This is a genomic window from Paraburkholderia sp. SEWSISQ10-3 4 (assembly GCF_030464785.1).
Taxonomy (GTDB): domain Bacteria; phylum Pseudomonadota; class Gammaproteobacteria; order Burkholderiales; family Burkholderiaceae; genus Paraburkholderia; species Paraburkholderia aspalathi.
The window spans coordinates 1-12,989 of record NZ_JALPRI010000026.1; the positions used below are offsets into that span (position 1 = coordinate 1).

Sequence of the window (12,989 nt, forward strand, 5' to 3'; positions counted from 1 at the left end):
ACAGGGGCAACGCTAATAGACCACTAACAATGCAAGGAAAGGCACCAAAGCCAGATCAAGGAAAGGCCAAAGCCCTTATAAAACTGACAAAAGCGCCACCAATACCAAAATTAATACAGAGCCAGAATAAACAAAGAAAATACAAAAACACCAAAATCAAATAAGAAAAACGAAACAGCAACCCCAAACCCCTGCTCCGCAGGGGCTCAATCACATTTCCCCACATAACGCCAAAAAAATCCAAACCTAATCACCACTGCATGAAATGCAAAAAACAACACATTTCCCCACTTAACAGCAACATCAAAAAACCCCAATACCACTTCAACACCGGATAAAAACGATTTCAGCTATAGTCGCCATTTTCCAGTACCAGCCGGGCAACAAAAGAGCATCAATAAGCCCGCCACAAGGAGTAAAGAAAATGAACGCCCGCGAACCTGCTTTCGTCTCCGCTTCCCGCAGCGCACGACTGCGCCAGATGCTCGTCAGCAACGAACTCGAATTCATGATGGAGGCCCACAACGGTCTCTCCGCCCGTATCGTCCGTGAAGCCGGCTTCAAGGCGATCTGGGGTTCGGGTCTCGCGATCTCCGCCCAATTCGGCGTGCGCGACAACAACGAAGCCAGCTGGACGCAAGTCGTCGACAACCTCGAATTCATGGTCGACGCCAGTGATCTGCCCATCCTCCTCGATGGCGACACCGGCTACGGTAACTTCAACAACGTGCGACGCCTCGTGCGCAAGCTCGAACAACGCGGCATCGCCGGCGTCTGCATCGAAGACAAGCAATTCCCGAAAACGAATAGCTTCATCAACGGCGAAGCGCAACCGCTCGCCGATATGGACGAGTTCTGCGGCAAGATCAAAGCCGGTAAAGACTCGCAGTCGGATGAAAATTTCTCGATCGTCGCGCGCGTCGAAGCACTGATCGCCGGCTGGGGCATGGACGAAGCGCTGCGTCGCGCGGAAGCCTATCGGCAAGCCGGTGCCGACGCGATCCTGATTCACAGCAAGCTCTCGCGTCCCGATGAAATCCTCGAGTTCGCGCGTGAGTGGGCCGGCCGCGGGCCGCTCGTCATCGTGCCGACCAAGTACTACAGCACGCCCACCGAAGTGTTCCGCGAAGCCGGCATCAGCACGGTTATCTGGGCAAATCATCTGATCCGCGCAGCAACCTCGGCCATGCAGGCCGTCGCCAAGGAAATCCACTCGAGCGAAACGCTCGTCAATGTCGAAGACAGCATCGCCGCCGTCAACGAAATCTTCCGTCTGCAAGACGCCGACGAATACTCGGAAGCCGAAGACCGCTATCTGTCGAGCGGCCGCTCGGCGGGCTCCGCCATTGTGCTCGCGGCCAGCCGCGGCAAGGGCCTCGAAGCCGTCACCGAAGATCGTCCGAAAGTCATGCTGCCGATCGCGGGCAAGCCGCTGTTGCGCTGGCTCATCGATGCGTTCAAGAAGCAGAGCGTCAACGACATCACCGTGGTCGGCGGGTATCGTGCCGATGCGATCGATACGGCCGGCATCAAGCTGGTCGTCAACGAACGTCACGCGCAAACCGGCGAACTGGCGTCGCTCGCCTGCGCCGTCGACAAGCTCGCGGGCGATACGGTCATCTCCTACGGCGACCTGCTGTTCCGCAGCTACATTCTGCGCGACCTGGTCGAGAGCGAAGCCGCGTTCAGCGTGGTGGTCGATTCGTCGCTGACCGATGCGGAAAACGCCAGCGTGCGGGACTTCGCATGGTGCTCGGCAGCCGACGATCGCGGGCTGTTCGGCAACAAGGTCACGCTGCGTCATGTGTCGAGCGGGCAGGACGCAAGCTCGGCCATCGCTTCGCAAACGCCGCATGGCCGCTGGGTCGGTCTGCTGAATGTACGCGGCGAGGGGCGTGAGCGTTTGCAAGCGGTACTCGGCAAACTGCAGGCGCGCCCGGATTTCGATTCGCTCGATATGCCCGCGCTGCTGAACGCGCTGATCGAAGCGGGTGAATCGATCGAAGTGCAATACGTGCACGGCCACTGGCGCGGTGTGAACGATCTGGACGACTTCCGTCGTGCCGGCGATTTCGCGCATGCACAAGCGCCGTTCGCAGCAGCAGCCGACAACCGGAACGACGCAGCCAGCGGAGCCGCGCAATGATCGAGGCGGCACAGTTCGTCGAGGCGGCGCGTGAGCGCGGCTTCGACTGGTATGCAGGTGTACCGTGCTCGTATCTGACGCCGTTCATCAACTACGTGTTGCAGGACGAATCGCTGCATTACGTCTCGGCAGCCAATGAAGGCGATGCGGTTGCGTTGATCGCCGGTGTCACGCTCGGCGCGCAGAACGGCCGGCGTGGCATCACGATGATGCAGAACTCCGGCCTCGGCAATGCCGTGAGTCCGTTGACCTCGCTCACGTGGACCTTCCGTCTGCCGCAGTTGCTGATCGTGACGTGGCGCGGGCAACCCGGCGTCGCGGACGAACCGCAGCACGCGCTGATGGGCCCGGTCACGCCCGCGATGCTCGATACGATGGAGATTCCGTGGGAGACCTTCCCGACCGAAGCCGACGCGATCGGCCCGGCGCTGGATCGTGCGATTGCTCATATGGATGAAACCGGCCGGCCGTACGCACTCGTGATGCAGAAGGGCAGCGTGGCGCCGTACGAGTTGAAAGAGGGCGCCGCCGGCGCTCGCCGCTTGCCGGTCGCGCCGCGTTCGCAATTCGGGAACGTCGCGGCGAATGAACTGGCTTCACGTCACGACGCGCTGCAGAAAGTCATCGCGCACACGCCGCTCGAATCGACGGTGGTGCTCGCGTCGACCGGCTTCTGCGGCCGCGAACTCTATGCCATCGACGACCGTCCCAACCAGTTGTACATGGTCGGCTCGATGGGTTGCGTAACGCCGTTCGCGCTGGGTCTCGCGCTTGCCCGCCCCGACCTGCACGTGGTCGCGCTCGACGGCGACGGCGCCGCGCTGATGCGCATGGGCGCATTTGCGACGCTCGGCGCGTACGGCCCGTCGAATCTCACGCACGTGCTGCTCGATAACGGCGCGCACGACTCGACCGGCGGCCAGGCGACGGTGTCGTCGCAAGTCTCGTTTGCGGGTGTGGCCGCGGCGTGCGGTTATGCGTCGGCGGTCGAAAGCGACGACGTCAACGTGATCGACGAACTGTTCGAAACCGCGCCGTCATCCCAAGGTCCGCGCTTCGCGCGACTGGCGATTCGCCGCGGTACGCCTGATGGCCTGCCGCGTCCCACTATCACCCCGCCCGATGTGAAGACGCGCCTGATGCGCCACATCGGCGCCGCTTAAGGAGTGCGCTCGATGCTGCTGCTCAATCCCGGCCCGGTGACGCTCACCGAACGCGTCCGCAACAGCCTGTTGCAAACGGATCTGTGCCACCGTGAAAGCGAGTTTTTCGACTTGCAGGAAGAGGCGCGCACGCGTCTGGTCGATCTATACGGCCTCGACGCGGGCGAATGGCAAGCGGTGCTGATGACCGGTTCCGGCACGGCCGCTGTTGAAAGCATGACCGCCGCGCTGGTGCCGCAAAACGGCAAGCTGCTGGTCGTGGAAAACGGCGTGTACGGCGAGCGTATTTCGCAGATCGCCACGCAATACGGCATCGCGCACGAGTCGCTGAAACACGACTGGATGCAGGCGCCGGATCTCGCGAAGATCGCCGAACGCCTCGACGCGGACAAAGCGTTCACGCACGTCGCCGTGATTCATCACGAAACAACCACAGGCCGTCTGAACGATCTGCAAGCGCTCGGTGCGCTGTGCCGCGGACGCGGTCTGCGTTTGCTGGTGGATGGCGTCAGCAGTTTCGGCGCGGAAGCGATCGATTTCGCCGACGCCAGTCTCGACGCCGTCGCAGCGACCGCGAACAAGTGTCTGCACGGCGTGCCGGGCGCATCCTTCGTGCTGGTGCGGCGCGCGGCGCTCGCGCAGGCGGCGAGCCGCACGTATTACCTGGACCTCGGACGCCTCGCGCGTCTGCAGGATCAGCGCAATACGCCGTTCACGCCGTCGGTCCATGCGTATTACGCGCTGGTCGAAGCGCTGCGCGAACTCGCCGACGAAGGCGGCTGGCAGGCGCGCCACGCGCGTTACGCGGCGCTCGCCGAGCAGGCTCGCGCGGGTCTCGCGGAGCGGGGCATCGGCAGCGTGTTGCCGCCGGAGCAGTCGTCGGTGGTGCTGCGCGCGTATCGCTTGCCGGGCGGCGTCACGTATCCGCAACTGCACGACGCGCTGAAGGCGCGCGGCTTTGTCATCTATGCCGGTCAAGGCGGCTTGTCGGCCGAACTGTTCCGCATCTCGACGATGGGCAACATCCATGCCGCCGACATCGACCGTCTGCTGCAAGGTTTTAGCGAGCTGACGCGCTAAAGCACGCGATCAGTCGCGCGTGCTGCAACGATCGGGTAGCACGCGCGTGGTGCCGTCACACCGGGTCCTTGTCCGGCGGTCCATCGGGCCGTTGCGGCTCCTCGGTGTGATGACCCGGCGACGGCGGCACGAGCGGATCGGCTTCCGGATCCCGGTTCGGATCGGCGTTCGGGTCGGGAATCGGGCTGGTATGCATGTCGTAGCTCATTGCATCACCTTTGAGTTGAGAGGCGAACGGAAAGCGGGTGGTACGGCCGCTGTCGGTCGAGTTCACCCACACGCCAGCCGTTTCCTTCTAGCGTAGGCGATCCAGCACGCCGCGCACCCCTTACTTTTTCCTGCGGCGACCCACGCTCAATTGCCAGTAGCGTTCGGTGTCGAAAACGTCGTCGTAATTGCCCGCGCCGAAGGCGCGCAGCTGGCTTGCGTAAGCGTTCACCGCTTCGCGTTTGAGCTGCGTGCGGCGCGGGAGATCAATGGTGTGGCCGACGCTCGGATAGGCCGGCGTCGCGACGACGCCGCGTTGCGCGAGGTCGGCGAGCCGCGCCTGAACGACGCCGGGCGTGCGACGATGGATCGCGTCCTCGTAGGCGAACCACGTGAGATGCGACAGGCGCGGCAGGATTTCGCAGCAGGCTTCGAAGACCAGCACATGATCGTCATGATGCAGGCCGAGCGGCATGAGCAGCGTGTTCGCGGTCGTGCGGTAGATGGTCTCTTCAAGCACGGCCGCCAGTTTGCTGATCGACGGCGAGTCCATGTATTGGCTGCCGCGAAACGGCATGCGTAGCGGAATCGCGTCGAGCACTTCGAGAGCGAGGTTGTCTTCGAGCGTGCGGGCGTGGGTGGCCTGATGGGCGCTCGCGAAACCCGATTTTTGATCCCATTCGGTATGCATTTCGTGCTCGGGCGGCGCGGCAAACACCGTGCAGACCGCGGCGTCAGGATGGGCGGCGAGTAGTGCGCCGCAACTGAAGACGGCGTCGTCGAAATGGGGTGAGACGATGAAAAGGCGTGGGCTGGTTTCGCTCATGGGACATGGGTAGTTTCGAAACGCGCGGGGCCGCATTCGAAGCTTCGATATTGCGCGCGACAAACTTGCTGGATTGGCGGCGTCACATCAGCTTAGGCGGAATTGTCGCGACTTGTGTAACCGGAGTGGTCGTCGCAAGCGGCATGCCTGAGTGGGCCGGTTCTGCTGTGGGTCCCGCAGAGGCTCACAGTTGTGCAACGGGCCTATCCCGAACATGCTCACCTTTAGCGGGCGGGTTGTCTCCCGCCAACGCCGCCAACGCCGCCAGCGCCGCCGCGCGGCTGAACGCCGCCGCAATGGTCGCCACGACGTCGTCGCGTAACGTGGCGTCGGTCATTCCTAGTGCATACGACGGATGCCAGGTCGGCACGATCAGGCGGCCGTTGTGAGCGATGGTTTGCCCGAGGTATTCGGACAGATTGACGTGCGGGCCGGTCAGCGTTTGCAACGCCGTCGCGCCCAGTGTGACGACCACGCGTGGTGCGACCTGCGCTAGTTCTTTTTCCAGCCAGTACTGGCAAGCCTCGACTTCGCGCCACACGGGCGTGCGATGAACGCGCTGCTCGTCGAGCGTTTCCCATTTGTAATGCTTGACGGCATACGTCAGGTACAGCGCCTCGCGCTCCAGTCCGGCGCGCGCCAGCACGGTGTCCAGCAGTTGACCGGCCGGCCCGGTGAAGGGCTCGCCGTGCTGGTTCTCGTACTCGCCCGGCTGCTCGCCGATCACCATGATTGCGGCAGGCGCGGGCCCGGCGCCTGCAACCGCCTGTTTCGCGTTGCGCCATAACGCGCAGCGCCGGCAGGTGGCGAGCGGACCAGTGGGCTCCCGCAAAGGGGGCGTCACGGCCGAATACTCGATTGGCGGCATGGGCGGAACGGTGACGGCCGCGCTTTGCGCGCCGAGACGGCTGCGTTCGCGCGCGAGGTGTGCAGGCAAAGGTGGACCCGCGGGCGGCCTTCTCCAGTAGCGCAGCGGCACCGGCGACGGCTGGGCATTGAAGGCATTGCAGTAGTACGCGAGCCAGAGCGCTTCAGTGGGGGTGCTGGTGATGGCTTCGCCGGTCATGGCGTTGGGCTCTAATAGCGACGCGGCTGGCTCGCACTCCGCCATGAGCGGCCGGTCGGTGCGCAGCAGCATGCCGTTCCAGAACACCGCGCCGTGCGGCGTGGCGAACATCCACGTGGAATTGCCCGTGCGCTTGGCGAACCGCTCGGCGGCGCGCTCCAGCAAGTCATGATGCGGCTCGTACCAGCCGACGAATTCGGGCGGCTCCATCGACGGATCGCGCCGTCTGAACAAGGTGAGTGTCAGCAGATCTTCGGTTTCGCGTTCGATAGTCCGGATGCGTCGATCCAGCAGCGCGCCATCGGGGTCGTCGAGATCGAGGACGTTGCGCTCGCCGCGCGTCCAGCGCCATAGGACGCGGTACAGCAGCGCCCAGCGGTCCGGTGCGCGGAAGCACGCCGCCGTTTTCAGCCAGGAGAGCAGTTCGCGGGGAATCACGGGCGTGGCGAGGGCGGGGGCAGGGGCAGCTCCTGTCTCGGCGGTGCCCGCCGTGGCGAGTGCGGGTTCAGTCGCCGGCAGACCCGGCGCCCTAGCTTCACCTTTAGACTCAAGCCATTCGATCTGCGAAGGCTCGACACCTTGCCGCAGCAGCACCCGCGCGGCGCGCCGCCATATGGCGAAAGACGGTTCGATCGAAATGCGTTTCATGCTGACGCGCCGTGGATACGCGCATCGAGATGCGTGTACCTATGCGGCCAAAATACTGTATGGATATACAGTATGCGCTAAAACGCCGGCCTGGATCAAGTCTGCCGGATCAAGCCTGCGCAACAACGGGCGCACGTCAATTGCAACTGGAGCAGAGACACGTCCGCAGACCCATCACCAGGGAACGACCCTTCCGAGGTAATCAAGGTAATGCAAACCGGCGCGCCCTTCATAAGCCTCGATCGTATTGACCAGGTTCGGAATGCTTTCCCCGATGGTCAAGCGCGCCGTAGGACCACCCATGTCTGTCTGGACCCATCCAGGCGCCATCAGCAGGAGGCAGCGCGGAGACTCGGCGCTGCGCGCCGCGAAGGTCCGCATGAACATATTCAGTGCGGCCTTGCTTCCCCGGTAGACTTCGTAATTCGCGTTGGTGGCATTCGTGAGACTGCCTTGCCCAGACGACATGACACCGATCGTTCCAGTCGGCGGGACAAGATCCTGAAACGCGTCAATGACTCTCATCGGACTCAGCGAGTTCGTTACCATCACCCGCACAAATTCCTCGGTCGAGACGTCCGCGATCGTTTCACCATTTTCGTTGACGACGCCTGCGTTCACAAAGAGCACATCGAAACACCGATCTGCAAGACGGGCGCGCAACGCTGCGATCTGTTCGGGAATCGTGATATCGACAATTTCTACTTCAAGCGCGCCAGCGGCGGCTTGCGCGACATGCCGAAGCTTGTCGGTCGAACCCGTTCGCCCGGTGGCGATGACCTGATAGCCGCGCTTCAAATACTCCTCGACCATCGCAAAGCCAAGGCCGCGCGAGGCGCCGATCAGGAGGACGGTTTTCTGTGAATGTGTGTTTTGCATTGGCACTCCCGGTAAACGAAGCCGCTCCCGAACCTGCACGTAACGAGAGCGATCCTCGTAGGTAAATCGTTCAAACCAATATAGCGATGCACAGGGAATGGCGGAAGCCGCGCTGAATGCAACTAATATCTGCATCAGACGCCTTATCTCACCTCCGCTGACTACGATAAAAAATGCCTGAACCGGACCTGAATCTCCTTTTCGCGCTCGATGCTTTGCTCGCCGAGAAAAACGTGACGCGCGCGGCCCGGTCGTTGCATTTGAGTGCGTCGGCAATGAGTCGCACGCTGACTCGTCTTCGTGCCGCGACGGGCGATCCATTACTGGTCCGGGCCGGACGCCAGATGGTGCTGACGCCGTATGCCGAGGAGATTCGCGAGCGAACACAAAATATCGTTCAGGAGGCGCGTTCCTTATTGCGTCCGTCCCCCGCAGCGCTGGATTTTTCAACCTTGCGCAGAACCCTGACGATTCGCGTCAACGAAGCTTTCGTGGAAGCCTTCGGCGCGCCATTGATTGCAGAAGTGACTGCACTGGCGCCGTTTGTGCGTTTGCACTTTTCGTCCAAGCCGGAGAAGAACGCGGAATATCTGCGCAATGGCTCCGCCGATCTCGAGATTGGTGTTCAGGAGGATATGGGGCCTGAAATTCGCGTGCAGGCCCTGTTTCGAGACCGCTACCTCGGTGTTGTCAGAAAGGGGCATCCGCTGGACCTGAAACAGGACGTGTCGATCGAGCAATACGCAGCGTATGGTCACGTCGTCGCGCCGTACGGTCGCCAGACAATCGATACGCTTGACGCTGCGATTGCCCTGGCGGGTTTGGAGCGAACGACCATAGCGGTTGTGCCGAGCTTTCCGGCCGCGTTAGCGGTGGCACGAGCGTCCGATCTGGTCGCGCTTCTGCCGGCCTCTTTTGTGAACACTCAGCCCGGCGCAGCTGCCAGCGTCTGCGCGTTCGAGCTTCCTGTGGCGACTGAGGGTTTTACGGTTTCCCAGATGTGGCATCCGCGTTTGGAGAATGACCCGGTGCATCGTTGGCTTCGGCAACTGATTCTTAGAATGTGCCGTCAGCAGGTGTCATCGGGTTAAACGTTGCGCAGATCTTCCGGCGTATCCACGTCGCGCAGAATCCCGGGATCGTCGACGTCCAGCCGCATGACCCGCTGCGAAGTCAACAGCGCGCGTGCGCCGGTGTCGCCGTCGAGCGCGATCAATGCGTCCCGATGCTCGATGCCGAAGCCGACCGGATGGCCGCGCTGGCCCTGATAAAACGGCGCGACGATCGAAGCGCCACCGTCGAGCGCACGCGCCACTTCTTCGATCGTCGGGGTGGCAATGCGCGGCATATCGGCAAGCGCGACGATCCAGCCCTCGGCGTCTTCGCAGGCCTCGATGCCGGCGGCGAGACTCGCACCCATGCCACGATTGGCGCTCTCGGCGAACACCACGTCGCAGCCGGCGTCGTTCAGGAGGCGCGCGAGAGCGTCCGAACCCGGCCGCACCACGGCCAGCACATGCGAGACGACCCTAAGCAGCCGGTGCGCCGCTTCGTGCGCGACGGGCGTGCCGTCGGGCATCTGGGCGAGGAGCTTGTTGTGCAGGCCGTCCGGGTCGAAGCGGGAGCCGAAGCCGGCGGCGAGCAACACGCCAGTAGCGAGCGAGGCGTAGGCCATGGACGGGCACCGATAGAGGGGACGTGCCCGATTGTGCGATGCAACGCATCGGCAGGCAAGCGCCAATGCATCAGCCGTTATGCGCGCATCGTCCCCATCACCTTGTCGAGCGTCACCGGCAGATCGCGCACGCGCACACCGGTCGCGTGATACACCGCGTTCGCGATGGCCGCCGGCACGCCGGTGATGCCGATCTCGCCGATGCCGCGCACGCCGAGCGAGTTGACGTACGGGTCAGGCCGATCGATGAACGCGATGTCGAGCGAACCGATGTCGGCATTCACCGGCACGTGGTACTCGGCGAGATTCGCATTGGTGAACCGGCCATAGCGCGTATCGAGCGAGGTATCTTCCTGGAGCGCCGCTCCCACGCCCCACACGATGCCGCCCAGCATCTGGCTGCGCGCGGTTTTCTGGTTCAGCACGCGGCCCACGTCATACACGCCGACCACACGCGCCACGCGAATCGTGCCGAGGTCGGCATCGACATGGACTTCGGCAAACACGGCGCCAAACGAGTGAAGCGAGTACTTCTGCCGTTCATCGCCGGGTTTGACCGTCGCGGTGGCCTCGATCGGTTTGCCGCCTGAGCGCGCGATGATCGCCGCCGCCGGATCGCGCTTCGCCGGTTGCGAACGGCTCATGACCCAGCCGTTTTCCACCGTGATGTCGTCGAGCGCGATGCCGTGCACCGGCGAGGCTTCGTCGGCGAGCGCCAAGGCGATCAGCTGGTTGCGCGCCTGGCTTGCGGCCTCGCGCACAGCGGGCGAAACGCTCGCCGCCGATTGCGAGCCGCCCGACCCCGGCGCTTTCGGCAGCGACGAATCGCCGAGTGCGAAGTGGATGTTTTCCGGCGCGAAGCCGAGGGCGTCGGCGGCCACCTGGGTCATCACCGTGTAGGTGCCGGTGCCGAGGTCCTGGGTGCCGGAGGCAACCATGGCGCTGCCGTCCGGCAGAATCCGAGCGATGGCCGCAGCTTCGCTGCGGTTGGCCGGATAGGTGGCGGTGGCCATGCCCATGCCGATCAGCGTATTGCCGTTGCGCATCGAGCGTGGCGCGGCAGTGCGCCGCGACCAGCCGAATTTCTCCGCGCCGATCTGATAGCACTCGCGCAAGGATTTGCTCGACCACGGCTTGTTTTCCTGCGGATCGGCATCGGCGTAATTCTTTAGACGCAGCGCGAGCGGGTCCATCTTCAACGCGACAGCGAGTTCGTCCATTGCCGATTCGAGCGCGAACGAGCCGGTCGTCTCGCCGGGCGCGCGCATGAAGGTCGGCGTGCCGAGATTCATCGGCACGATCCGGTGCGTCGTGATCTGATTGGGCACAGCGTACAACATGCGCGTGACCATGCAGCAGGTCTCGGTCCAGTCTTCGAACATTGACGTGTTCGACGTACTGTCGTGGCGCATCGCCGTCAGCGTGCCGTCGTGCCGCGCGGCAAGCGTGAAATGCTGCTCGGTACGCGGCCGCGCGCCGACGGAGCCGAACATCTGCGGCCGCTCGAGCACGAGACGCACCGGGCGCCCGGTCTGTTTCGCCGCCATCGCGCACAACGACACGTGCGACCACGACGAACCCTTGCAACCGAAGCCGCCGCCGATAAAAGGCGAAATCACACGCACGTCGCCGGGCGACATGCCGAACGTCCTGGCAACCGCCTGCGCCGCATTGCTCACGCCTTGCGTCGAGTCGTAGAGCGTGAGTTGCGGGCCATCCCAGTGCGCCATCGTGGCGTGCGGCTCCATCGGGTTGTGATGCTCGATCGGCGTGGTGTAGACGGCATCGACGTGGACGGGGCCGCTGCGCAACCCGTCCTCGAAGTCGCCGCGTTGCGTGTCGGTTGTGCGGCCTTGTGGTTTGTCGGGCGCATGTCCGTTCGGCTTCGCTTGCGTGAAATCGAGTACCGCGGCGCTGCTCTGATACGTGATGCGCAACTGGCGCGCGGCATCGGTGGCATGTTCGAGCGTATCGGCAACCACCACCGCGACCGGCTCGTTGTTGTAGTGAACCTGGTTGTCCTGCAGCAGTGACAGCCGCCTGCCTGCCGGCGGCGTCAACGCGGGCTTGCCGCCATTCGGCAGGCGCGGCGCGTTCTGATACGTCATCACCAGCAGCACGCCTGGCAATGCCTGCGCGCGGCTCGTGTCGATCGACGCAATCGTGCCGCTTGCAATCGTGCTGGTGACCAGCACCGCATGCGCAAGCCGCGCCTCGGGGAACTCGGCGGCGTAGCGCGCCTCGCCGGTGACTTTCAGCAGACCGTCGATGCGGTCGAGCGGTTGACCGATCAGATTCATGCGACACCTCCGCTGCGGCCCGCGGCCAGATTTACTGCGCGCACGATCGCGCGTTGCGCGAGCTGCACCTTGAACGCATTCTCGTGCTGGGGCCTCGCATCGCGTAGCGCGGCGGCTGCGGCGTCATGCAACCTCGCCTGCGTGAGCGGCTGGCCGTTGAGCATCTGCTCGGCCGCACTTGCACGCCACGGTTTGTGCGCGACGCCGCCCAACGCGATGCGTGCGGTTTTCACGTGGTCGCCGTCCATCTGCAACGCGGCGGCTACCGAGACCAGCGCAAATGCGTAACTGGCCCGGTCACGCACCTTCAGATAGTGGGCGTTCGCGATGAACAAAGGTGGCGGCAAATCGACAGCGGTGATCAACTCACCCGCCTGCAAAGTCGTATCGATATCGGGCCGGTCGCCGGGAAGGCGATGAAAGTCAGCAAACGGAATCGTCCGCTCGCCTGATGGGCCGCTTACACGCACGGCGGCGTCGAGCGCGGCGAGAGCCACGCTCATATCCGACGGATTCACGGCGATGCATTGCGGACTCGCGCCGAGAATCGCCTGCGTGCGATTGTGGCCTTCGAGCGCCGCGCAACCGCTGCCTGGTATGCGCTTATTGCACTGCGTGAAGGCGGTGTCGTAAAAGTAGCCGCAGCGCGTGCGCTGCATCAGATTGCCGCCGACGGTCGCCATATTGCGCAACTGCGCTGAAGCACCTGCCAGAAACGCTTGCGACAGCAACGGATATTGTTCGCGCACCAGCGCGTGATTGGCGGCATCGCTGTTGCGCACCAGGGCGCCGATACGGATGCCGCCATTGGGCAGCGTGGTGACCGTATCGAGTCCGCCGATGTGCGTGATATCGATGAGCCGCAGCGGCCGCGCCACGCCGCCCTTCATCAGGTCGAGCAGATTGGTGCCGCCGCCGATGAACACCGCACCCGGTTGCTGCGCCGCGCGCACGGCGCCGGCGACGTCGCCGGCGCGTTCGTAAGAGATCGCATCCATG

11 protein-coding genes are annotated in these 12,989 nt (G+C 63.6%); 4 read left to right on the plus strand and 7 right to left on the minus strand.

The window, feature by feature from the left end:
• The first annotated feature begins 424 nt into the window (after nt 1-424).
• The 3 genes from aepX to M0D68_RS31635 are packed head-to-tail and all read left to right on the plus strand — an operon-like array spanning nt 425 to nt 4,389.
• Nucleotides 425-2,146 (plus strand): phosphoenolpyruvate mutase, encoded by a 1,722-nt coding sequence (gene aepX, locus M0D68_RS31625; RefSeq protein WP_266226339.1) that lies wholly within the window; start codon nt 425-427, stop codon nt 2,144-2,146.
• Nucleotides 2,143-3,309 carry a phosphonopyruvate decarboxylase gene (gene aepY, locus M0D68_RS31630; RefSeq protein WP_266226340.1) on the plus strand — a complete coding sequence of 389 codons (1,167 nt, stop codon included), beginning with the start codon at nt 2,143-2,145 and terminating at the stop codon, nt 3,307-3,309. The genes aepX and aepY overlap by 4 nt, the downstream gene beginning before the upstream one ends.
• Before the next feature lie 12 nt (nt 3,310-3,321).
• A complete protein-coding gene (locus tag M0D68_RS31635) occupies nt 3,322-4,389 on the plus strand; it encodes a 2-aminoethylphosphonate aminotransferase (RefSeq protein ID WP_266212469.1) in 1,068 nt (355 codons plus the stop codon).
• Nucleotides 4,390-4,444: 55 nt separating this feature from the next.
• Here M0D68_RS31635 and M0D68_RS31640 read toward each other — a convergent pair whose 3' ends face one another.
• From M0D68_RS31640 to M0D68_RS31655, 4 genes are all read right to left on the minus strand, one after another.
• Complete coding sequence (locus M0D68_RS31640) at nt 4,445-4,663, minus strand: hypothetical protein (RefSeq protein WP_143131640.1); 219 nt, start codon at nt 4,661-4,663, stop codon at nt 4,445-4,447.
• Between the two features lie 54 nt (nt 4,664-4,717).
• A complete protein-coding gene (locus tag M0D68_RS31645) occupies nt 4,718-5,422 on the minus strand; it encodes a PIG-L family deacetylase (RefSeq protein ID WP_093632976.1) in 705 nt (234 codons plus the stop codon).
• Nucleotides 5,423-5,606: 184 nt separating this feature from the next.
• A complete protein-coding gene (locus tag M0D68_RS31650) occupies nt 5,607-7,136 on the minus strand; it encodes a UdgX family uracil-DNA binding protein (RefSeq protein WP_266226341.1) in 1,530 nt (509 codons plus the stop codon).
• A gap of 174 nt (nt 7,137-7,310) precedes the next feature.
• The gene (locus tag M0D68_RS31655; RefSeq protein WP_266226405.1) at nt 7,311-8,015 is read right to left on the minus strand and encodes an SDR family NAD(P)-dependent oxidoreductase; all 705 of its coding nucleotides are present in this window, start codon (nt 8,013-8,015) and stop codon (nt 7,311-7,313) included.
• 173 nt (nt 8,016-8,188) lie between these two features.
• On the opposite strand from M0D68_RS31655, the gene M0D68_RS31660 reads away from it, so the two are divergent.
• A complete protein-coding gene (locus M0D68_RS31660) occupies nt 8,189-9,106 on the plus strand; it encodes a LysR family transcriptional regulator (protein ID WP_093632973.1) in 918 nt (305 codons plus the stop codon).
• On the opposite strand, the gene M0D68_RS31665 is transcribed toward M0D68_RS31660, so the two are convergent.
• The 3 genes from M0D68_RS31665 to M0D68_RS31675 form a co-directional block, all read right to left on the minus strand.
• A complete protein-coding gene (locus M0D68_RS31665) occupies nt 9,103-9,690 on the minus strand; it encodes an NTP transferase domain-containing protein (protein ID WP_093632972.1) in 588 nt (195 codons plus the stop codon). The genes M0D68_RS31660 and M0D68_RS31665 overlap by 4 nt on opposite strands.
• Before the next feature lie 77 nt (nt 9,691-9,767).
• Nucleotides 9,768-11,990 (minus strand): xanthine dehydrogenase family protein molybdopterin-binding subunit, encoded by a 2,223-nt coding sequence (locus M0D68_RS31670; RefSeq protein ID WP_266226342.1) that lies wholly within the window; start codon nt 11,988-11,990, stop codon nt 9,768-9,770.
• Nucleotides 11,987-12,988: a xanthine dehydrogenase family protein subunit M gene (locus M0D68_RS31675; RefSeq protein ID WP_266226343.1), complete on the minus strand. Its 1,002-nt coding sequence runs from the start codon at nt 12,986-12,988 to the stop codon at nt 11,987-11,989. The genes M0D68_RS31670 and M0D68_RS31675 overlap by 4 nt, the downstream gene beginning before the upstream one ends.
• Between the last annotated feature and the right edge of the window lies 1 nt (nt 12,989).